Annotated in this window: 19 protein-coding genes and 1 pseudogene; 5 read left to right on the top strand and 15 right to left on the bottom strand. The window is 64.0% G+C overall.

Translation table 11 applies throughout. The annotated features are described in order from the left end of the window. Nucleotides 1-11 precede the first annotated feature (11 nt). On the bottom strand, nt 12-1,313 hold the full coding sequence (locus AWB75_RS11000; RefSeq protein ID WP_061124114.1) for an MFS transporter: 1,302 nt from the start codon (nt 1,311-1,313) through the stop codon (nt 12-14). A gap of 191 nt (nt 1,314-1,504) precedes the next feature. Between AWB75_RS11000 and AWB75_RS10995 the strand changes: the two genes are divergently transcribed. Together AWB75_RS10995 and AWB75_RS10990 are read left to right on the top strand one after the other, a co-directional pair. Further along, on the top strand, nt 1,505-2,260 hold the full coding sequence (locus tag AWB75_RS10995) for an SDR family oxidoreductase (protein WP_061124113.1): 756 nt from the start codon (nt 1,505-1,507) through the stop codon (nt 2,258-2,260). Between the two features lie 10 nt (nt 2,261-2,270). Then, nucleotides 2,271-3,074: an enoyl-CoA hydratase/isomerase family protein gene (locus tag AWB75_RS10990; RefSeq protein ID WP_061124112.1), complete on the top strand. Its 804-nt coding sequence runs from the start codon at nt 2,271-2,273 to the stop codon at nt 3,072-3,074. Nucleotides 3,075-3,078: 4 nt separating this feature from the next. Here AWB75_RS10990 and AWB75_RS10985 read toward each other — a convergent pair whose 3' ends face one another. Further along, nucleotides 3,079-3,963: a LysR substrate-binding domain-containing protein gene (locus AWB75_RS10985; protein ID WP_061124299.1), complete on the bottom strand. Its 885-nt coding sequence runs from the start codon at nt 3,961-3,963 to the stop codon at nt 3,079-3,081. Between the two features lie 58 nt (nt 3,964-4,021). Here AWB75_RS10985 and AWB75_RS10980 point away from each other — a divergent pair, with 58 nt between their 5' ends. Further along, entirely contained in the window at nt 4,022-5,956 is a 1,935-nt protein-coding gene (locus AWB75_RS10980) for a CaiB/BaiF CoA-transferase family protein (protein ID WP_087086575.1), read from the top strand. On the opposite strand, the gene AWB75_RS10975 is transcribed toward AWB75_RS10980, so the two are convergent. Together AWB75_RS10975 and AWB75_RS10970 are read right to left on the bottom strand one after the other, a co-directional pair. Beyond that, nucleotides 5,895-8,405 carry a hybrid sensor histidine kinase/response regulator gene (locus tag AWB75_RS10975; protein ID WP_061124111.1) on the bottom strand — a complete coding sequence of 837 codons (2,511 nt, stop codon included), beginning with the start codon at nt 8,403-8,405 and terminating at the stop codon, nt 5,895-5,897. The genes AWB75_RS10980 and AWB75_RS10975 overlap by 62 nt on opposite strands. A gap of 143 nt (nt 8,406-8,548) precedes the next feature. After that, a complete protein-coding gene (locus AWB75_RS10970; RefSeq protein WP_061124110.1) occupies nt 8,549-9,886 on the bottom strand; it encodes an aminotransferase-like domain-containing protein in 1,338 nt (445 codons plus the stop codon). Between the two features lie 110 nt (nt 9,887-9,996). Here AWB75_RS10970 and AWB75_RS10965 point away from each other — a divergent pair, with 110 nt between their 5' ends. After that, nucleotides 9,997-10,611, top strand: coding sequence for a DJ-1/PfpI family protein (locus AWB75_RS10965; RefSeq protein ID WP_061124298.1), 615 nt, complete (start codon nt 9,997-9,999; stop codon nt 10,609-10,611). A 1-nt stretch (nt 10,612) separates the two neighbouring features. On the opposite strand, the pseudogene AWB75_RS10960 reads toward AWB75_RS10965, so the two are convergent. Further along, nucleotides 10,613-11,496 (bottom strand): annotated as a pseudogene (locus AWB75_RS10960) (MFS transporter); the annotation flags it as partial. A gap of 354 nt (nt 11,497-11,850) precedes the next feature. Between AWB75_RS10960 and AWB75_RS10955 the strand changes: the two are divergent. After that, on the top strand, nt 11,851-12,126 hold the full coding sequence (locus AWB75_RS10955) for a hypothetical protein (protein ID WP_087086585.1): 276 nt from the start codon (nt 11,851-11,853) through the stop codon (nt 12,124-12,126). A gap of 10 nt (nt 12,127-12,136) precedes the next feature. Here AWB75_RS10955 and AWB75_RS10950 read toward each other — a convergent pair whose 3' ends face one another. The 10 genes from AWB75_RS10950 to AWB75_RS10905 form a co-directional block, all read right to left on the bottom strand. Continuing rightward, nucleotides 12,137-13,423, bottom strand: coding sequence for a HipA domain-containing protein (locus AWB75_RS10950; RefSeq protein WP_061124107.1), 1,287 nt, complete (start codon nt 13,421-13,423; stop codon nt 12,137-12,139). Between the two features lie 12 nt (nt 13,424-13,435). Further along, nucleotides 13,436-13,735 carry a helix-turn-helix domain-containing protein gene (locus tag AWB75_RS10945; RefSeq protein ID WP_235012063.1) on the bottom strand — a complete coding sequence of 100 codons (300 nt, stop codon included), beginning with the start codon at nt 13,733-13,735 and terminating at the stop codon, nt 13,436-13,438. Between the two features lie 141 nt (nt 13,736-13,876). Further along, nucleotides 13,877-15,484 (bottom strand): ABC transporter substrate-binding protein, encoded by a 1,608-nt coding sequence (locus AWB75_RS10940; RefSeq protein WP_061124106.1) that lies wholly within the window; start codon nt 15,482-15,484, stop codon nt 13,877-13,879. Nucleotides 15,485-15,569: 85 nt separating this feature from the next. Beyond that, a complete protein-coding gene (locus AWB75_RS10935) occupies nt 15,570-17,207 on the bottom strand; it encodes an AMP-binding protein (RefSeq protein WP_061124105.1) in 1,638 nt (545 codons plus the stop codon). 13 nt (nt 17,208-17,220) lie between these two features. After that, nucleotides 17,221-17,616 (bottom strand): RidA family protein, encoded by a 396-nt coding sequence (locus AWB75_RS10930; protein ID WP_061124104.1) that lies wholly within the window; start codon nt 17,614-17,616, stop codon nt 17,221-17,223. Continuing rightward, nucleotides 17,613-18,074, bottom strand: a complete 462-nt coding sequence (locus tag AWB75_RS10925) for an acyl-CoA thioesterase (RefSeq protein WP_061124103.1) — start codon at nt 18,072-18,074, stop codon at nt 17,613-17,615. The genes AWB75_RS10930 and AWB75_RS10925 overlap by 4 nt, the downstream gene beginning before the upstream one ends. Further along, nucleotides 18,071-19,252: an acyl-CoA dehydrogenase family protein gene (locus AWB75_RS10920; RefSeq protein ID WP_061124102.1), complete on the bottom strand. Its 1,182-nt coding sequence runs from the start codon at nt 19,250-19,252 to the stop codon at nt 18,071-18,073. The genes AWB75_RS10925 and AWB75_RS10920 overlap by 4 nt, the downstream gene beginning before the upstream one ends. A gap of 1 nt (nt 19,253) precedes the next feature. Continuing rightward, nucleotides 19,254-20,099: an enoyl-CoA hydratase family protein gene (locus AWB75_RS10915; RefSeq protein ID WP_061124101.1), complete on the bottom strand. Its 846-nt coding sequence runs from the start codon at nt 20,097-20,099 to the stop codon at nt 19,254-19,256. Nucleotides 20,100-20,113: 14 nt separating this feature from the next. Further along, nucleotides 20,114-20,632: a MarR family winged helix-turn-helix transcriptional regulator gene (locus AWB75_RS10910; protein WP_087086584.1), complete on the bottom strand. Its 519-nt coding sequence runs from the start codon at nt 20,630-20,632 to the stop codon at nt 20,114-20,116. Nucleotides 20,633-20,667: 35 nt separating this feature from the next. Beyond that, a complete protein-coding gene (locus AWB75_RS10905; protein ID WP_061124099.1) occupies nt 20,668-21,429 on the bottom strand; it encodes an SDR family NAD(P)-dependent oxidoreductase in 762 nt (253 codons plus the stop codon).

Raw genomic sequence — 21,429 nt, 5'->3', positions numbered from 1 at the left:
AAGGGAAGGTCTTAGTCGAGTGTTTTGCCGCGCGTTTCCGGCATGCGCGCATAGACGACGCAGCTCGCCACGCACACGATGGCCACGTAGATCCACAGGTATTGCGCGATGCCGGCGTTGTTCATCGCGGTGACGACTGTCGGCAGCGTGCCGCCGAAGAGCGCCGCCGATACCGCATAGGGAAGCGCGACGCCCGTCGCCCGGACATGCGCGGGGAACTGCTCGGCCATCACGGTGGCGCAGGTCGCAGCGAATCCTGACGACAGCAACATGCCGATGCAGACGATGACCGTCGCGGTCCAGTAGTCGTTGCCGAGAAAGTGCAGCGCGGGCCAGGCGAAGAGCGCGGAGCCGGCGGCGAACGCGATCAGCACGGGCTTGCGTCCGATGCGGTCCGACAGCATGCCGAGCAACGGAATCGCGGCGAGCGACACGACGATCGAGACGACGCTCGCGCTGAACGCATCGCGCAGCGGCAGGCCGCGCATGTGAGCGAGCGTCGGAAACATCACGAGCCAGAGATAGACGCAGAGGTTGCCCGCCATCGCGATGCCGATCACGCGCAGCGCCGCGCGCCGGTGTTCGCGCACGATCGTGACGAACGGATGCCGCGTGTGCTGCCGTGCGGACGCGCTCTTCCTGAACGCATCCGTTTCCGCGACGGCAAGGCGGAACCACAGCGCGACGAAGCCCATCAGCCCGGCGATCGTGAACGCGATGCGCCAGCCCCACGCGGCCATCGAAGGCGTATCGATCATCGACGTGAGCAGCGCGCCGATCGATGCCGCCACGAGCACGCCCGCGTTCACCGCGAAGTGCTGCCACGAGCCCGCGAAGCCGCGCCGCGACGGCGACGCCGATTCCATCAGGAACGTCGATGCCGAGCCGAACTCGCCGCCCGCCGCGAACCCTTGCACGAGCCGCGCGAAGACGAGCACGAGTGGCGCGGCGACGCCGATCGACGCATAGCCCGGACACGCCGCGATGACGAGCGAGCTGCCCGCCATCAGCGCGACGGACAGCGCGAGGCCGTTCTTGCGGCCGTGGCGGTCCGCATACGCGCCGAGCACCGCGCCGCCGATGGGCCGCATCACGAAGCCGACCGCGAACACGGCGAAGGCCGCGAGCAGCGCGATGCTGGCGTTGTCGGCGGGAAAGAACTGCCGCGAGAACAGCGACGCGAACGTCGCATAGATGATCCAGTCCGTGAACTCGACGATGGTGCCGAGCGTGGCCGCGATGATCGCTTTCTTCTGCATTCGCGTAAGCGGCGCCGCGGCGGGTTCCGCGACGTTCGGTAGCGTGGTGTCCATGATGTCGTCTCCGTGTGGGTATGTGATGGACGCATCGTAGGTTTGGCTTATCCGTCGCTCAAACGAGATTTTTTGCGGTTTCGATTGAGTTTTTTTCGATCAGGAAAACTCAATCAAGCGCGCAAAAAATGTCGGTTGAGCGCATGGCGTATGGCGTCCTAGCATCGAGGCATTCGTTCAAGGAGACAGCAATGAATGCAACGGCAAAAGAAGTCGCGATCGTCACCGGTGGCGCGAAGGGCATCGGTTTCGGCATCGCGCAAGGACTGGCGCGCGATGGCAAGCGCATCGCGCTGTTCGATCTCGATCGCGCCGCGCTCGATGAAGCCGCGACGCGTCTTTCAGCGCAGGGCGCGGAGGTGATCGCACTGCCGGTCGATGTCACGGACAGCGCATCGGTGAACCATGCGGTGGAAGCCGTGATCGAGCGCTTCCAAAGAATCGACGTGCTCGTGAACAACGCGGGCATCGTGCGCGACAAGCGCATCACGCGCATGAGCGACGACGACTGGGACGCCGTCATCGACGTGAATCTGAAGTCGCAATTCCTGTGCTGCCGCGCGGTGCTCACGCCTATGAGCGCGGCGAAGTACGGGCGCATCGTGAACATCTCGTCGCGCGCGTGGCTCGGCGGTGCGGGGCAGACGAACTATTCGGCGGCGAAGGGCGGCGTCGTGAGTCTCACGCGCAGTCTCGCGCTCGAATGGGCGAAGGACGGCGTGACGGTGAACGCGGTCGCGCCTGGCATCGTCGATACGCCGTTGTTTCAGGCCTTCGATAGCGAGATTCAGGAGAAGCTGAAGAAATCGGTGCCGGTGCAGCGCATCGGCACGCCCGACGATATCGCGGAAGCGGTGCGCTTTTTCGCGCGGCCCGAGGCGTCGTACATCACGGGGCAAACGCTCTATGTGTGCGGCGGGCGCTCGCTCGCGTCGCCGAGCGTGTAAGGAGCCGACGATGACCTTTCGCTATAGCGTGTCCGATCACGTCGCCGTCGTGACGCTCGATCGGCCCGAAGCGCTCAACGCGCTCGACCTCGACAGCCTCACCGAACTGCGCGCGCAGCTCGCCAATGCACGCGACGATGACGACGTGCGTGTCATCGTCATCACCGGCGCGGGCGCGAAATCGTTTTGCGTCGGCGCGGATCTGAAGCGCACGTTGCCGCCATCGACATCGTTCGGATCGTCGTTCGTGAAGTCGATCGATCGCGCGGGCGCGGAAGGCATCTATGTGCGCCTGATGGAGCTGAGCTCGCTGCGCATCTTCAAGCCGATGATCGCCGCGATCAATGGTTATTGCCTCGGCGGCGGCCTCGAACTCGCGCTGCAATGCGATCTGCGCATCGCATCGAAGAGCGCGGTGTTCGGCCTGCCGGAAGCGGTCGTCGCGAGCATTCCGGCCGTGTGCGGCATTCAGGCGTTGCAGCGCGCGGTGCCATCGGCGATTGCGATGAAGATGCTTTTCACCGGCGCAAAGATCGATGCGGAGTACGCGCATCGGATCGGTTTGATATCGGATATCGCGGAGCCGGAAGCGTTGCTCGACGATGCGCTCACGCTCGCGCGAAGCATCGCGTCGAACGGGCCGCTCGCAGTGCAGATGATCAAGAAGGTCATCGAAACGAGCGCCAACGTGCCGCTCGCGCAGGCGCTCGAATTCACGGAACTCGCGTGGGGCGCGATGCGCGAATCGGAAGACCGCGTGGAAGGGCGCAAGGCGTTCGCGGAGAAGCGCAAGCCGCTTTATCGCGGACGTTGAAACATCACGCGGAAAGCAGCCACGTGCGAAACGCGGCGAACTCGGGATTCGACAGATGCGCGGGCGGATAGATCAGGTAGTACGTGAATGCGCCGAGATCGAGCACGAAGGAAAACGGCATGACGAGCGTGCCCGCCTGCAACTGATCCTCGACGAGCACGCGCTGCGCCATCGCGATGCCGTGCCCTTGCGTCGCCGCGAAGTACGCGAGGATCGAGCTTTCGTAGGAGAGGCCGCCGAGCGGATTCACGCCGCGCACGCCGACTGCGTCGAGCCATGTGGCCCAGTCTTCGCGGCGCGCGAGCGAATGCAGCAGCGGCACGTTGCGCAAGGCTTCGGGCGTGGCGTCGCCGAGCTCGGGATGCGCTTGCAGAAACGCCGGGCTGCATACGGGCACGAGTTCGTTCGGCACGAGCCGGTCGAAACCGAGATCGGATGACGGCGCATGCGAAAGACGAATCGCGCCATCGACGTCTTCGGTGTTGAAGTCGACCGGCTGAAGCGATGTCGTCAGGCTCACTTCGATATCCGGATGATCGCGATGAAACGTCGAAAGACGCGGCAGCAGCCAGTTCATCGAAAAGGTCGTGTAGGCGCGGATTTTCAGCGTACGGCGCTTGCGGGCTTCGGTGAGATTGACGGTCGCGGTGCGCAGCGTGTCGAAGCTGCGGATGACGTCGGCGAGATAGCGCGAGCCCATCGGCGTGAGCGTGATCGCGCGATGCCCGCGCTCGAACAGCAGCACGCCGAGCTGATCTTCGAGCAGCTTGATCTGCCGGCTGACGGCGGCGGGCGTGACGTTCAGCTCATCGGCGGCGAGTTGAATGCTGAGCAGGCGGCCGCAGACTTCGAAGGCGCGCAGCGCGTTGAGTGACGGTAGGGTTCGCATCGAAAAATGGTAGCAACGTGCGCGATGACGCGCCAGCCGTAGAAACAAGGAGACGATCATGCTGGAAGGTTTGAAAGTGCTGGCCTGCGGCGCGCGCGATGCGGTGAAGCTGTGCGCGACGTTGCTCGAACATGCGGGCGCGACGGTGGATTTCACCGCGGCGGATTCGACGGACTACGACGTGATCGTGATTTCGTCGGATGTGGATGATGCCGCTGGCTGGAAAGCATCGGGCGCAGTCATCGTGTGCGATATCACCGCGACGCCGCCGCAGGATTCGCGTGCCGGCGCGCCCTGGTCGGATGCGCAAATCCAGGCGATGAGCGGCCTCATGGACACGACCGGCTTCGCGCACGGTGCGCCGGTGCGTATCGGCATTCCATTCACGGAAGTGTCGGCCGCGCTGTATGCGTCGGCGGCGATTGCGTCGGCGGTGCGGGTGAAGCGCACGCGCGGCATCGTGCAGAACATCGGCGTGACATTGAGCGGCTGCGCGGCGAGCGCGCTCACGACCTTCCTGCCCGCGGCATTCGCCGGTCGCACGGCGGCGCGCGTGGGCAATCGCCATCCCGCATGCGCGCCGTGGAACGCCTACCGCACGCGCGACGGCTGGATTCTGATCTGCACGAGCACCGAAGAGCAATGGCGCAAGCTCAGGCAGGAAGCGTGCGTGCCGCAACTCGACGACGCGCGTTTCGCGACACTCGGCCGTCGCGTGCAACATGTCGATGAACTCGACGCGCTCATCGAAACGTGGACGGCGACGCTCGCCACCGACGATTGCACGCGCATCTGCGAGCGCATCGGCGTGGCGGCGGGGCCGATCGTCGGCATCGGGGAATTGCCGCGCGAGCCGAACTTCCGCATGCGTCATGCGGAGGCTGCGCATGCGATCGAAACGCGCGGCATCGATGCTGACACGTACAAGCACGTTTCCATTTTCGAAACGTCTGCGTTGAGCGAAGCGCGCGCTGTCGCGAGTCGGCCCACGCACGAAGACGCGAACGCAGCGCCGCTCGCAGGCGTAAAAGTCATCGAGATCGGCCAGTACACGACGGCGCCGCTCGTCGCCAGGCATCTCGCGGCGCTCGGCGCGCATGTCGTGAAGATCGAGCCGCCCGAGGGCGAAGTCGCGCGTTCGTGGCTGCCGGGGCAGGGCGGCACGAGCTATTTCTTCGCGCTCAACAACACGGACAAGGAGACGATCGCGCTCGATCTCAAGCAGGAAAGCGATCGCGCGCATTTGCGCACGCTGCTCGCGGATGCCGACGTGCTCGTCGAAAACCTGCGCCCCGGCGCGCTCGCGAAACTCGGCTTCACGCGCGAGACGCTCGGCGCGATCAATCCGCGTCTCGTCTATTGCTCGATATCGGGCTTTGGAATTGCGTCGGCGTATCCGTCGCGGCCCGCGTTCGACACCGTCATTCAGGCGATGGGCGGTCTCATGGATCTCACCCGCAGCGACGGCGCGCCGGTCAAGATCGGCGCATCCGGCGCGGATATTCTCGGCGGCCAGGCGGCGCTTTTCGCGATCGTCGCGCGGCTGGCATCGCGAAGGGAAGAGGCGGGCGCGTTCGTCGAAATATCGATGCAGGACGTCGCCGCGTGGTGCGCGTTGTTCGCGGCGGGCCGTGAGCCATCGCGCGGCCAGGCGCTTGCGTGTCTCGACGGCCACGTATGGATCGATGGCGATGTCACCGACGCCGAACGCGCATGCTGCATCACGTTGCCGAAGCAAGTCGCGGCACAGAAACTTGCGAGAGCAGTGCCGGTCGTGCGCGTCGATGAACTGCTCGAAGACGGCGATTTTCTCGCCGACATGTTGAGCGCCGCGCGCGATGCGAACGGCGCGTTCTGGCCGGTGCTGAAAGTGCCTTATCGGCTGGCGAAGACGCCCGCCAGCGTGCGCGCGGTGCCGGGCGCGGCGCGACTCATCGGACGCGCCCCGCCAGCGCCAGCACGCGCTCCAGTTCCGGAAGATCGACCGGCTTGACGAGATGCGCGTCGAAACCGGCGGCGCGCGTGCGCGCGATGTCTTCGTCGGAACCGAGGCCCGTCATCGCGGCTACGATCACGCGCTTGCCGGGCTTGTCGTCTTCGTCGCGCATGCGGCGGATCACGTCGAAGCCCGTCATGCCGGGCATCGAGAGATCGAGCAGCACGACCTGAGGCCGCGCAGCATCGAATGAATCGAGCGCGCCCGCGCCATCGTAGGCGGCGCGCGCGCTGTGGCCGAGCATGTCGACGAGCAGCGTCATGCTGTCGGCGGAATCGCGGTTGTCGTCGACGACGAGCACATCGAGCTGACGGCTCGCGCTCGCGGACGGGGTCGCGCCCGCCGTCGCGCCGCTCGCGGGCGGCCCGGCGAGCGGCAGCCACAGCGAGAAGGCGCTGCCGCGTCCCACGCCGCCGCTCTTCGCTTCGACATGGCCGCCGTGCAGCTCCGCGATTGCGCGCACGAGCGTCAGGCCGATGCCGAGGCCGCCTTCGTCGGGATGCGCGCCCGGTGGATGCTCCTGCACGAAAAGATCGAACACGATGCCGAGCGCGTCCGGTGAAATGCCGCGGCCTTCGTCGGTCACGCGCACCAGCACCGAGCCGCCGCGCGGGCCGACTTCGAGCGTGATGGTCGAATCGTGCGGGCTGAACTTCGATGCGTTGTTGAGCAGGTTGTTGAGCGCCTGCACGAGCCGCGTCGGATCGCCGTTGACGTAGAGCGGCTGGCCGCCCGCCTGCACGATGATGCGCTGCCCGCGCGCGTCGCACACAGGCTCGCTCGCTTCGACGCTCAGATTCACGACATCGGCGATATCGACCGTCTCCGTCGTCAGGCGGATTTTGCCGGAACTCACGCGCCCGGCTTCCAGCAGATCGTCGACGAGCTTCGTCAGATGCGCGAGCTGTCGATCGACGATCTGGCGGCTGCGGATCACGTCGGCGTCATCCGATGCCTTCAGCTTCAGGATGCTGACCGCGTTGCGGATCGGCGCGAGCGGATTGCGCAGCTCATGCCCGAGCAGCGCGAGAAACTCGTTCATGCGCCGGCTCGATGCTTCGAGCTCTTCGAGACGCCGCCGCGCCGTCATGTCGCGCGTGATCTTGACGAAGCCCTGCGCGTCGCCGTTCGCATTCGGCAGCGCGCTCAGGATCACGTGCGCCCAGAACTCGGAGCCGTCCTTGCGCACGTGCCAGTCTTCGTGCTCGACGCGCCCGCGTTGCGCCGCGAGCACGAGATCCTCGCCTGGACGGTCGCGGCCGTGCTCGTCGGAGGTATAAAAGAGCGCGACGTGGCGGCCGATCGCTTCCGCCGACGTGAAGCCGTAGATCGCGTGTGCGCCGTCGTTCCACGAGCGCACGTAGCCGTTCTGGTCGAGCATGCAGATCGCGTAGTCGCTCACCGAGTCGATGAGCAGACGCAGGCGTTCGTTCGCCTCGGTCGCGGCGCGCCGGTCGGTGATGTCGTGCACGAAGCACGCGAACTGTCGCTGGCCTTCGTACCAGACTTCGCTGATCGTCAGCTCGGCGGTGAATTCACTGCCGTCGCGGCGCAGCGAGGGCAGCTCGACGCGCTTGTTGATCATGCGCGCCTCGCCCGTCGCGAGATAGCGCGTGAGCCCGGCGCGATGCGCGTCGCGAAAACGCTCCGGCACGATGAAAGACGCGAGATCCTTGCCCGTCACCTCGTGCGGTTTCCAGCCGAACAGCAGCGTGGCCGCCTCGTTCCAGTCGACGGTCATGCCGGCTTCGTCCATCGATACGAAGGCCACATGCGCGTTGTCGAGCACCGTCTGACGGCGGCGCATGGCATCGGCGAGCTTCTTTTCGTACTCAATGCGCAGCGACGACTCGACGGTCAGATCCGCCGCGACGTTCGCGTTCTCTTTCAGGAGCTTGCGATTTTCCTGCGCGATCTCTTCCCGCGCGATGGTCTCCGCGATGCACGCGCAGAACGCATTGAGAATGCTGATGTCCGACTGCCCGAAATAGTCGACTTCGCCGGAGATGAGCTTCAGCACCGCCACCGAGCGGCCTTCGTAGACGACGGGCGCGACGACCATCGACACGGCGCCGACCGCCTCGCACGCCGCGCGGTCCACGCGATGATCCGTCGCCGCATGACGGCAGATGAGCGCCTGCTGACGCGTGATGCAAAGTCCCGACAGGCTGCCCGACGTCGGCAGCCGCACGCCGATATGCGCCGCCGCCGCGCCGCTCGCCGCGCGATACAGGAGCTCGTCGCCTTCGATCCATTCCACGACCGCGGACGCGACGCCCGCGACTTCCCTCAGCGTGTCGGTGACTTTCTGGAGATAAGCGGAAAGCGGCAGGCGGCAGTGGGCGAGACTGGCGAAGGTGGCGAACCATCGCTGGAAATGCGCCTGACGCGTGTGCTCCGCCTTGATTTTCCGGTCCGGCGTGGATGCCTCGTATTGTGTCCGCATAGGCCATGTCCAGTCGATGCATCGCGATGGGGTATCGCCGAGGTATCGGGGTTTGTTAGACGGAATATCGGAGCCATTGGAACATAAATCGGCGGCAATCGTTTGCGGACTACGGAAACGCTTAATGGCGTAAAAGGCCGCATTCAATACGCATACCGCCCGACCACGTCCGCCACGCGCGTCAACGCCTGTTCCAACGTCGCCGCATCCACCGATCCCAACGCCAGCCGCAACGCATGCGGCACGTGCGCCGACGTGCAGAACGGCTCGGCCATCGACACCGAAATGCGCTCTTCCGCCAGCGCCGCCGCGATGCGGTCCGCGCGCACGTCTTCCGGCATCGGCAGCCAGACGAAGTACGAAGCCGGATGCGCGACGCGCTTCAGCCGCCCCAGCGCGCGGGCCGCGATGACCTGCCGCATCGACGCATCCGCGCGCTTCTGAGCTTCGAGCCTCTCGACCGTGCCGTCTTCGAGCCAGCCGCACGCGATCGCGGTCATCACGCCAGGCGTGTTCCAGGTCGTCACGCGGATCGCGCGTTCGATCTTGCGCACCCATTCGGGCGGCGCGGCGACATAGCCGACACGCAGTCCCGTCGCGACGTTCTTCGAAAATCCCGACACGTACACCGTGAGTTCGGGCGCGATGACGGCGAGCGGCGGCGGCGCGTCGTCGGCGAGAAAGGCGTAAGCGGCATCTTCGATGATGAAAAAATCATGCTTGCGCGCGAGCGACGCCAATTGCCTGCGGCGCGAAGCCGTCATGACCCAGCCGAGCGGATTGTGCAGCGTCGGCATCGTATAGAGGGCGCGCACACGGCGGCGCTTGCATAGCGCATCGAGCGCGTCGGCGTCCGGACCCGCGCCTGCTGCCGGCAAAGGCGCCAGTTCGAGCCGGTACGCCTCGGCCAGCATCTTGAAGCCGGGATAGGTCAGCGTATCGACGGCAACGACATCGCCGGGTTTCAGCAGCGCCATCACGGTCGTGGCGAGGCCGTGCTGCGCGCCATCGACGAGCATCACGCGATCGCCGCTGATCTCCAGCCCACGCCGCGCAAGATGCCGCGCCACCGACTCGCGGTCGCGCGCGCGTCCGCCGTGCGGCTGATAGCGCAAGAGCGCTTCCAGATCGCCCGCCGATGACAATTGCCGCAACGCATTGCGCAGAAGGTCCGCCTGGCTCGCCAGCGCGGGATAGTTGAAGTTGAGATCGACCATGTCCGACGCGATCGCGACCTGATCGAGGCCGAGCTCCCGCGCGAGCGTCGTTTCCTTCACGAAGGTGCCGCGTCCGGTTTCGCCGCTGACGAGACCCATCGCGCTCAGTTCCGTATAGACGCGCGTGGCGGTCACGAGCCCGAGACCTTCGCGCGCGGCCAGTTGCCGATGCGTCGGCAGTCGCGTGCCCGGCTTCAGCCGCCCGTTGCGGATATCGTCCGCGAAGCGGTCGACGATTTGCTTGTAGCGTGGCGGTTGCGGCATGAGCGGCCCTCGTCGGACGTGGGAGATGTATCCATGACAAGTTTTTGATTGTATTTGTTTATGCCCGTAGCATGGGTCCGTGCGCAACTCATGCGCGAAAGGAGCACATCATGCATATCGCCATACTCACGTTCGACGGCTTCAACGAGCTGGATTCGTTGATCGCGCTCGGCATTCTGAATCGCGTGAAAAAGCCCGACTGGAAGGTGTCGATCGCGTGTCCGTCGGAAGAAGTGTGTTCGATGAACGGCGTCGTGCTGAAGGCGCAGGCGACGCTGGAAGACGCAGCGCTCGCCGACGCCGTGATAGTTGGCAGCGGACGGTTGACGCGCGATGTCGTCGCCGATCCCGCGTTGATGGCGCGCATCAGGCTCGATCCCGCGCGTCAGTTATTGGCGGCGCAATGCTCCGGCACGCTCGTTCTCGCGAAGCTCGGCTTGCTCGATGACGTGCCCGCCTGCACGGATCTGACGACGAAACCTTGGGTCGAGGAAGCAGGCGTGCGAACGCTCGACCAACCGTTCGTCGCGAACGGCAAAGTGGCGACGGCGGGCGGCTGCCTTGCTTCGCAGTATCTCGCGGCGTGGGTGATTGCGCGGCTCGAAGGCGTCGAAGCCGCGCGCGACGCGATGCATTACGTGGCGCCCGTCGGCGAGAAAGAGGCTTACGTCGAGCGCGCGATGAACAACATCGCGCCGTATCTCGATGTCAACGCGCTGGCATGAATCACGCCCGCTTCTTTTCGCGCACCGTTTCGTCCACGCGCTTGCCTTTGCCTTTGCCCGATACAACCTTCAGCTTCTTGCGCGTGAGGGCGAGCGCTTCCGCTTTTGTCGCGACGCACGGTCCCGAGCCGAGCAGAGGCTGCCGCGCGGTTTCGCGCAGTGCGAGCACGGACACCACGCCGATCGCCGATGCCGCCATCAGATAGTAAGCGGGCATCATCAGATTGCCGGTTGCATCGACGAGCCATGCCGTGACGAGCGGCGTCGTGCCACCGAAGAGCGACACCGACACGTTGAAGCCGATGGCGAGCGCGCCGTATCGAATGCGCGTCGGAAACAGCGCGGGCAAGGCTGACGGCATCACGCCGGTGAACGTCGAGAGCAGTGCGCCGAGAATCAGCAAGCCGAAGAACACCGGCAGGAACGCGCCCGTTCGCACGAGCAGGAGCGCGGGAATCGACAGCACCAACAGTCCGACGCAGCCGACCATCATCACCGGCTTGCGGCCGATCATGTCGGAGAGATGGCCCGCGAAAAGCGTCATCGGGATCATCAGCACCATGACGAGCAGCACGAGAAAGAGGCCGTGCGTTTCGTCGAAATGCAGCGTAGCCGATAGAAAGCTCGGCAAGTACGACAGCGCCATGTAATCGGTGACGTTGAAGATCAGCACGAGACCGACGCATTGCATCATCGGCCTGAACTGCTGCGAGAGCAGTTCGAAGAGCGATTGCTTCGGGCGCGACCGTTCATGCGCTTCGCGTGTCTCGGCTTCCTTCTTGAACGCAAGAAGGTGCCGACGGCCATCATGATCATCGTCATGGCGAGGACGCGCTGCCGGCCGATCCTGTCGCCGAGCGGCCCGAACACCATGCCGCCGATGGGCTCGTGAGAGTGTGCGGACCGCGGCGCGTGCGTGCATTCGCCCACGCGTCCGCGAATCGGCTGAAAACGACACCGCGCTTGCGCGCTGTCGGATTGCGCCGTACACGCAGGGGCAAAGCGTTGTCCGCGGTCCGACAGGCGCGCTTTTCGGCGGTGCGGATGCATCGCGTCGAGTGCCTTTGTTTGCGGCGCTTGCAGCGAATTCAAGCGAGCCCGCGATGCCATTGGCATGCGCCATGCATTAAGTGGCGTGGGCGCGATTGGCTCTCGACACAAACACAGTTCGATGTCCGGCGAACGTGCCGATGTCCCGATCGCGCTTCTTTTTTTATCGACATGTTTATCGGAATCGAAATGAAAGCAACGCATCTCGCGGTTTTCATCGCCGCGCACGTAACCTTGTTCGCCGTTCCCGCGTTCGCGGACGAGTGCAGTCCGTCGAGCATCGGCGAATACGGCGCGGCGGCATCGGTATCGGCATCGCAGGATGCGCAGTCGATGCATGCGATGACCGCGAAAACCGTCAAGCACGATTCGCCCGATGTCGGCGGCGCGGATGCGTATAAAACGCAATCGGGCAAGCGCGATCGACGCGACGACAGCATCGATGGATGGTTTCGCGGGGGGTGATCGCGCGGCGCTACCGAAGCGCCTTGCTCATCTCCAGTAGCGGCATACGCGTGATCGAATCGAGAAGACGAACTTCGCCTCCGTTCGGTCGCGCGATCGCATCGACTTCATCGCGAGTCCGGGCGATGTTGTCGTCGAGATCATTGAGCAACTTGTCGAGATCCTTCGCCGCGCCCGTGCGGCTCATGCCCAGTTTCTCGGCGAACATGAGTACATCGGTACGCGAGATTTCGAGGAACCGGTGGGCGTCGCCGACCGGCATCGAAAGCTGGACATTCGGCCAGCGCCCGCCGTGTTCGTTGTAGGTCGGCGTGTTGTAGACCACCGTACTCAGCAGGTCGTAAAACGGTGCGAGCTGATAGCCATTCGCGCGTGAGAAGAACGAGATGTTCTTCAGATGCGCGTCGGCATTGCCGATGAGAATGTTGAAGACCGTCCACCGAAACACTTCCAATCGCGCGCGAGCTTTCGTTCCGAGTCGCGCGATGCAGTCCGCGAGGGCATCGACGTTCGCATTGTTGTACTTGAACGATTTGTCCTTGTTCAATAACTGCGTCGCATCAAGCGTGTGGACGCGACCGGCGGGACGGGTTTCGCGATCCCGGTCGAAGCGGTCGATGATGTAGCACGCAGACGGAACCTTCATGAAATGCGTGTCGGGCACGGTGATCCCGAATCGACGTGCGAGACGCGCGCAGAAAAACTCGTTGATCGCCGAATGCGGATATCCCGTGCTGCGCATGTCCGGCTTCAGGATGTGCATCGACGGTTCGGCGCCCACCGGCTCGAACAACGCATGATTCGGATGCTCGCCCGAGAGTATGGCGAGCAGCTTCTGCTGCGCGCCCGCCGCCGACATGCGCTTGGGAGACGTCGCTGTGAGCGCATGATGCGGCATGTCCTGAATGCGCTTTTCGAGCACGTCGAGAGGCAGCGCCTTACGGTCGCTCGCCGGCTCTTCCTCGCCTTCCGGCAGCAGCGCGAGGGCTCCCGCCGTTTCGCGGCCGTAGTAGGAGAGCAGGCCCCAGGCGTCGTTGACGTCTGTCGATGCTTCCCTGGCCAGCGCCGAGCGCATGCGTTCCTCTGGCAGAAGATTGTCGAAGAACCATTGAACCGGCCGGTCCGACGAGCCGTCGACAATTCGCTCGGAAGCGAGCGGAAAAGCCGGTGAGAGTGGGAAGGCGTCGCTCGACGCGATCCAATGATCGTCGTATCCGAAGCTCCAGACTCCGTTCTCGTCGGTCAATGTGCCTACGCGGCGCTGGTTTGCGTAGGCAACGAGTGTTCTCATCGCCATGTGATGTCTTGGTCAAGCCTGGGATTTGGTTCGGGGCGAACGCCTGCGCCTCAGCGCGGCCTCGAAGCCTTCTTGCGTGATGTTCGTATTCGGGGTCTCGGCAAAAAGATCGATGCCAAGTTCGGCGAGCAGCCTCAACACCTTGCCGAGCTGGGCGGTTTCCTTGCCGGCTTCGACCTGAGAGATGAACTTCGGCGAAAGGCCGGTCGCGGCAGCCAGTTCGTCTCGCCGAAAGCCTTGCGCGATGCGAACTGCTCGCACTAGGGTGCCCAACGCCACGACATCGCGAATCTGGTCTCGTTGCGTCTTCAATTGAGCCTCGCTTCGTACCCGATCGGGAACATTAACTCAGGGGAGGCCTTCGCGCAAGGCGTCCGTTCCCGCTCGGGAACGAAGACCTTCGTTTGGCGATGAAATTCGGATTTCGTACCCGATCGGGAACGATAAGCACCCTCAATCGAGCGTAATTCCATCGAAACGATGCCCGCCGAGCGGGCTGATCAGATAGCCGTGCACGCGCTTCGAGATCGGCTGAAAGATATTGGCGTGCGCGAGCGGTGTGTAGGGCACCTGCTCTTTGAAGACAACCTGCGCTTCTTCATAGAGCTTCGTGCGCGCATTCTGATCGGTGACCAGGCGCGCCTTCGCGAGCAGATCGTCGAACTGCTTGTTGCACCACTTCGCCACGTTGCTGCCGTGAACCGCATCGCAGCCTAGCGTGGTGCCGAGCCAGTTGTCGGGATCGCCGTTATCGCCGAGCCAGCCGTAGAGTATCGCGTCGTGCTCGCCATTCGTTTTCGCGCGCTTGTTGTACTCGGCCCACTCGTACGTGACGATGTTCGCCTTCACGCCGATCTTCGCCCAGTCCGATTGAATCAGCTGCGCCATCAGCCGCGCGTTCGGGTTATAGCCGCGCTGCACCGGCATGGCCCAGAGCGTGATCGTGAAGCCGTTCGGAAAGCCGGCGTCCTTCAGCAGTTGCTTCGCCTTCGCGGGATCGTGCGGCGCGTCTTTCAGCGCCTTGTTATAGGACCATTGCGAGGGCGGCATCGGGTTCGTCGCGACAGTCGCCGCGCCTTCGTAGACGGTCTTGATGATCGCCTGCTTGTCGATGGCCATGTCGAGCGCGCGGCGCACGTTCACGTTATCCAGCGGCTTGTGCGTCGTGTTGTAGCCCACGTAAGCGACATTGAAGCCGACGCCCGACAGCACCGCGAGCTTCGGGTCTTTCTTCGACGCGGCGATATCGGCGGGGCGCGGAAACGACGTGACCTGGCATTCGCCGCCCGCCAGCTTTTGCTGGCGCACGGCGGCATCGGGCGTGATCGAGAACACGAGCTTGTCGATGTGCACGTCCTTGCGGTTCCAGTACGTCGGGTTCGCGTCGTAGCGGATCGTCGAATCTTTCTGATAGTCGCGAAACACGAACGCGCCCGTGCCGACCGGCTTCTGATTCAGGTCTTCGGGCTTGCCCTGCTTCAACAACTGCGCGGCATATTCGGCGGAAACGATGGACGCGAACTCCATCGCGATGTTGCGCACGAACACGACATCCGCCGTCTTGAGCGTGAAGCGCACGGTGTAATCGTCGAGCTTCTCGACCGATGCGATGTTCTTGTCGTAGCCGAGATCGGTCAGATACGGGAAGCTGACCGGATGCGCCTTCTGGAACGGCTCATTCGGATCGATCATGCGTTTGAACGTGAACACGACATCGTCCGCATTGAAGTCGCGCGTGGGCTTGAACCATGCCGTCGATTGAAACTTCACGCCGCGCCGCAGATGAAACGTGAAGGTCTTCGCATCCTGCGACTCGTCCCACTTCTGAGCGAGACCGGGCACGAGATCGAGCGTGCCGCGCCTGAACTCGACGAGTTGATCGTAGACCGAGTGCGCGCCCGCGTCGAAGTCGGTGCTGGTCGTGTACTGCGCGGAATCGAAACCGGCGGGACTGCCTTCGGAGCAGAAGACGAGCGTCCTGTTCGCGGCGGATGCGGCTTGCGCGGTGATGGCAAGCGCGGCGGAAAGAGAAACAACAAAGAAACGTCGTGAAAGAAGCATTTTTCTTGTTTGCTCGGAAGAGTGGGCAAGCCGCCTCGCGGCGGGCGTGAGCCATACTCTACCAAGCAAACGTTCGTGCTTCCCGCTACATCGTGCGCAATGCAAAGCGCTTGAGCTTGCCCGTCTCCGTGCGCGGCAGCGCGTCGAGAAATGTGACGAGACGCGGATACTTGTAAGGCGCGACGTTGCGCTTCACGAAGTCCTGCAATTCGGCGATGAGCGCATCGTTGCCCGCGAAGCCCGCATTGAGCACGACGAACGCTTTCACCACTTGCCCGCGCGTCTCGTCGGGCACGCCGATCACGCCGCATTCCGCGACCGCTTCGTGCTGCATCAGCACGCTTTCGACTTCCGGGCCGGAGATGTTGTAGCCCGCCGATACGATCATGTCGTCGGCGCGCGCCTGATAGAACACGTAGCCGTCTTCATCGATCACGACGGAATCGCCGGGCAGGTTCCAGCCGTCGCGCACGAACTTCGACTGACGTTCGTCGGCGAGATAGCGGCAACCGGTCGGGCCGCGCACCGCGAGCTTGCCGAGCGTGCCGGGCGGCACCGGCTGCATCGCGTCATCGACGGCCTGCACGATGTAACCGGGCACCGCGCGCCCGATCGCATGCTCGCGCACGTCCGCGCCCGCCGACGCAATGAAGATGTGGATCATCTCCGTGCCGCCTATGCCGTCGATCATTTCGATGCCGCTTGCATCGCGCCACAAAGCACGCGTCGAATCCGGCAAGGCCTCTCCCGCCGATACCGTCTTCGCGAGACTCGACATGTCGAAGCGTTCGATGAGCGGCGCCATCTGCCGATAGAACGTCGGCGCGGTGAACATGATCGTCGCGTGAAAGCGTTCGACGGTTTGCAGCAGCGTTTCGGGCGTGAGCTTTTCGAGCAGCACCGTCGATGCGCCGACGCGCAGCGGAAAGCACAGCAAACCGCCGAGACCGAACGTGAACGCGAGCGGCGGCGTGCCGCAGAAAACATCGTTCGATGTTGGCTTCAGAATGTGACGCGGAAAGAGATCGCACATCGCGAGCACGTCGCGATGAAAGTGCATGCAGCCCTTCGGCGCGCCCGTCGTGCCGCTCGTGAACGCGATGAGGCATACGTCGTCAGCGGCGGTATCGCAGGCGTCGAAGTGATCGGGCTTCGATGCCGCAAGCGATTCGAGCGAACCGGGCGCATCGTCGTGAAAATAGAGCACTTGCGTGAGCGCTTCGCAATGGAACTCGTCGCCTTGTTTCGTGCAGCGCGCAAGTTCTTCGGTGAGACGCACATCGCATAGTGCCGCGGAAATCTGCGCCTTGTCGATGATCTGCTTCAACTCCTTCGCGCGCAGCAGCGGCATCGTCGGCACGACGACGAGACCGGCTTTCAACGCGGCGAAGAACGCAACGGCCATCTGCAAGGTATTCGGGCCGCGCAGCAGCACGCGATTTCCCGGACGCAAGCCCATGTCATCGACGAGCACATGTGCGCTGCGATTCACCAGCCCGCGCAACTCGCGATAACTCGTGGCATGCGGCTTTCCGTTCACATCGGACCAGATCGCGGGACGATCGCCATGTCCGCTTTCGATCGCGCGATCCAGCAGTTCCGTCGCGCAATTGACGCGCGCGGGGTAGGCCACATCCGCGTTGTCGAGCATGAATACCGGCCATTGCTCCTGCGGCGGCAGATGATCGCGCGCGAATGTATCGACGTGTGCTGACCGTTCCATCGTGCTCTCCGCTTCAGTTGGGAATGACCGCCGTGGCTTCGATTTCCACCAGTGCATCGTCCTCGATGAGCGCGACGACCTGCACGGCGCTCATCGCGATGTCGTAATCGCCGATCAGTTCGCGAAACGCCGCGCCGATATCCTTCGCCGCCGCGAGATACGCGCGCTTGTCGGTGACGTACCACGTCATGCGCACGAGATGCTCGGGCTCGCCACCCGCTTCGCGCAGCACCGCGACGACATTGCGCAACGCCTGCTCGGCTTGCGCGCCGAACTCCTTGCTGACGAAGCGCGCCTGTTCGTCCCATCCGATTTGCCCGGCGATATACACCTGCGTGCCGCGCACCGCGACGCCGTTCGCATAGCCGCGCGGCTTGATCCAGCCCGAAGGCAGAAGCGTCTGTTTCATGAGCGTGTCTCCTCTTGCTGCTGCTGTTGCATCATGCGGCTCGTGCCTGGCGCAAACTGCTCGATTGCGCGGGCGATATCGCCGGGTATATCGATCGAGCGGCCATCGTCGAGCGATGTCGTCACCAGAACCTGCTTCGCGCGAAAGCGCACTTCGCCGTCGCAACGACAGACGATGTCGATGCGAACCGATCGCTGCCCGACCGAATCGACGGACAGCGTGAGCGTCACCGTTTCACCCATGCGGCTCGGCCGCGAGAAATCGCAACTGAGCTTGACGATGGGCAGCCCGACGCGCCGCTGCGAAATCATTCGCGCATAGTCGATGTGAAGCGCATCGTTGAACCAGTCTTCGACGAGCGCATTGGTCATCACGAGGTATTGCGGGAAATAGACGATGCCGGCCGGATCGCAATGCGCAAAGCGGATACGCACCGGCATATCGAAGGCCGGGGTCATCGTTGACGTTCTCCATGCGCTTTCAACACATCGCGCCCGACGATCAACTGCTGCACTTCGGTCGCGCCTTCATAGATGCGCAGCGCGCGAATCTCGCGATACAGCGATTCGACCGCCATGCCGCTCATCACGCCAAGGCCGCCCCACAGTTGCACGGCTGCGTCGATCACTTGCTGCGCCCCCTCGCTTGCGTGCCACTTCGCCATCGCCGCTTCGCGTGTCACGCCTTCGCCCTGATCGCGCAGCCACGCGGCGCGATAGACGAGCAGCGCGCTCGTGTCGATGGTCAGCGCCATCTGCGCGAGCTTCGCCTGCGTCAGTTGAAAATCGCCGAGCGTCTGGCCGAACATCTTGCGCGATGCGGCGCGATCGAGTCCTTCCTGCATCGCGCGGCGTGCAAATCCGAGCGATGCGGCCGCAACGGACGTGCGGAAAATATCGAGCGTGCGCATCGCAATCTTGAAGCCTTCGCCGGGTGCGCCGAGCATCTGACTGCGCGGCACGCGCGCGTTGTCGAAATGCAGGCGTGCAAGCGGATGCGGCGCGATCACGTCGATGCGCTCCGCGATTTGCAGGCCCGGCGTGTCGGCATCGACGATGAACGCGCTGATACCGCGCGAGCCCGGCGCTTCGCCGGTGCGCGCGAACACGACATAGAAGTCCGCGATGCCGCCGTTCGAAATCCAGGTCTTGTCGCCGTTCAGCACGTAGGCGGAGTCATCGGCCCGCGCGCTCAGCGACATCGCCGCGACATCGGAACCCGCATCGGGTTCGGACAGCGCGAACGCGGCCAGTGCCGTTCCCTTCGCTACGCGCGGCAGATAGCGCTCCTTCTGCGCATCCGTTCCCGCCAGCGATATCGTGCCCGAGCCGAGGCCCTGCATCGCGAAGGCGAAATCGGCGAGGCCGTCATGCTTCGCGAGCGTTTCGCGCAAGAGACACACGGCGCGCGTGTCGATCGTGTCGCGCGATGCGCCGTATCGCGTGCCGCCGATGCAATGCGTGAGCCAGCCTGCATCGCCCAGCATGCGTACGAGACGCTTGCAGGTTGCGTCAGTGTCGGCGTGATCGACGTGTTGCAGATGTTCGATGGCCCATGCGTCGACATCGAGCGCGAGTTCCCGATGACGCTCGTCGAAGAAGGGCCATGCAAGCGCGCTGTGAAGATCGACGTTCAATTCAGTCTCCTTCGAACACGGGGCGCGTCTTGGCCGCGAATGCGCGATACGCGCGCTCGAAATCGCGCGTGCTCATGCAGATGGCCTGCGCCTGCGCTTCGGATTCGATCGCTTCGTCGATGCTCATGCTCCATTCCTGATGCAGCATCTTCTTCGTGATGCCATGCGCGAAGGTCGGTCCCGCGACGAGATCGGAGGCGAGCTTCGCGGCTTCGTCGAGCAAGGTTTCAGGCGTGCAGAGGCGGTTGTAGAAGCCCCATTGACAGGCTTCGTCGCCGCTCGCGGCGCGGCCCGTGTACAGCAGTTCCGCCGCGCGTCCCTGGCCGATGATGCGCGGCAGGATAGAGCACGCGCCCATGTCGCAGCCCGCGAGACCGACGCGCGCGAACAGGAACGCGAGCTTGCTGCGCGCAGTGCCGATACGCATGTCGGAGGCCATCGCGAGAATGGCGCCCGCGCCCGCACACACGCCGTCGACGGCCGCGATAAGCGGCTGCGGGCAATGACGCATCGCCTTCACGAGATCGCCCGTCATGCGCGTGAAGAGCAGCAGTTCGGGCATCGGCAGATCGACGAGCGGCGCGATGATTTCATGCACGTCGCCGCCGGAACAGAAGTTATCGCCCGCGCCGTGAATCACGACCGCTTTCACATCGGTGGCATACGCGAGTTGGCGGAAGAGGTCGCGCAACTCCGCATACGATTCGAACGTCAGCGGGTTCTTGCGCTCGGGCCGGTTCAACATGATGGTCGCGACGCCGTTCGTCACGGACCAGCCGAAATGCGTCGCGCGATAGCCGGCGAGCGTCGTTCTGTTTCCGGCAAGAAGCGCATTCGATGATGTCATTGTCGTCGTCTCCTTCAGTCCTTCAGCGTATTCATCAGATGTTGCTTGAGCTTGCCGAGCCGCTGATGCGTCTGCGACTTCTCGTTCAGTCCGAGGCCGCCGAACATCTCGACGACCCATTGCTCATGCGCGGTCGCCATCTTGTCGAATGCGGCGCGGCCCTGCGGCGTGAGGCGCACGCTGGTCGAGCGGCGATCGTTCGGGTCGGTATAACGCGAGACGAGGCCTTCTTTTTCGAGCTGATCGGTGATGCCCGTCACGTTGCCGCCCGTGACCATCATGCGGCGCGACAGCTCCGTCATCTTGAGTCCTTCTGGATGGCGTTCGAGCTGCGCCATCAGGTCGAAGCGCGGCAAGGTCGTGTCGAACTCGGTGCGCAGGCGCTTGCGCAATTCGGCTTGCACGAGGTTGGTCGTGGTCAGCATGCGCAGCCACAGACGCAGTCCCATGTGGCTGTCGGCGCCCGTGCTCATTTCCAGATCGACGACGTTTTCCGCCGGCTTCTCGATGCCCTTGCGCGGCGCTTTTTCCATGGCGGCAGTGGTTTTTTTATTGCGTGCGGCGTGGGTCACATTACTTCTCCACCTGAGACGGAAATCGATTGGCCGTTCATCGAGCCGGAGCCGGGCGCGCACAGCCATAGCACGGCATTGGCGACTTCCTCCGGCTGCACGAAGCGGCGTTGCGGATTGCTTCGGACGAGCGCATCGCGTGCGTCCTGTTCGCTGCGCGACGTCTTCGTCATGATCTGATCGAGCGATTCGCGCAGCAGTTCGGTTTCGGTGTAGCCGGGGCACACCGCGTTGACCGTGATGCCCTTGGTCGCGACTTCGAGCGCGAGCGCGCGCGTGAGACCGATGACGCCGTGCTTTGCCGCGCAATAAGCGGCGACATACGCATAACCGATCTGACCCGCCGTGCTCGCGACATTCACGATGCGGCCATGACCGCGTTCGAGCATCGCCGGCAACGCGGCGCGCGTGCACAGGAACACGCCGGTGAGGTTCACGTCGAGCATGCGTTGCCAGAGCGCCGCATCGGTCTGCGTGAAGGGCGCGGCTTGCGCGTGGCCCGCGTTGTTCACGAGGATATCGGCCGGACCGGCGCGTTCGAACGCTTCCGCTACGGCGGCTTCATTCGTGACGTCGACGCTGATGCACGCGACATCGCCATAAGAACGCATCGCGTCGCGCTGCGCTTCGAGGCGCGCGATGTCGCGGCCCATCAGCGTGATGCGCGCGCCCGCTTGCGCGAGCGCCACCGCGCACGCAGCGCCGATGCCGCTGCCTCCGCCCGTCACGACCGCGTGTTTATCGACGAGAGCCGTCAT

It is taken from the genome of Caballeronia catudaia (genome assembly GCF_001544755.2).
Lineage (GTDB): Bacteria > Pseudomonadota > Gammaproteobacteria > Burkholderiales > Burkholderiaceae > Caballeronia > Caballeronia catudaia.
This window is presented reverse-complemented; position numbering and strand designations above follow the sequence as displayed.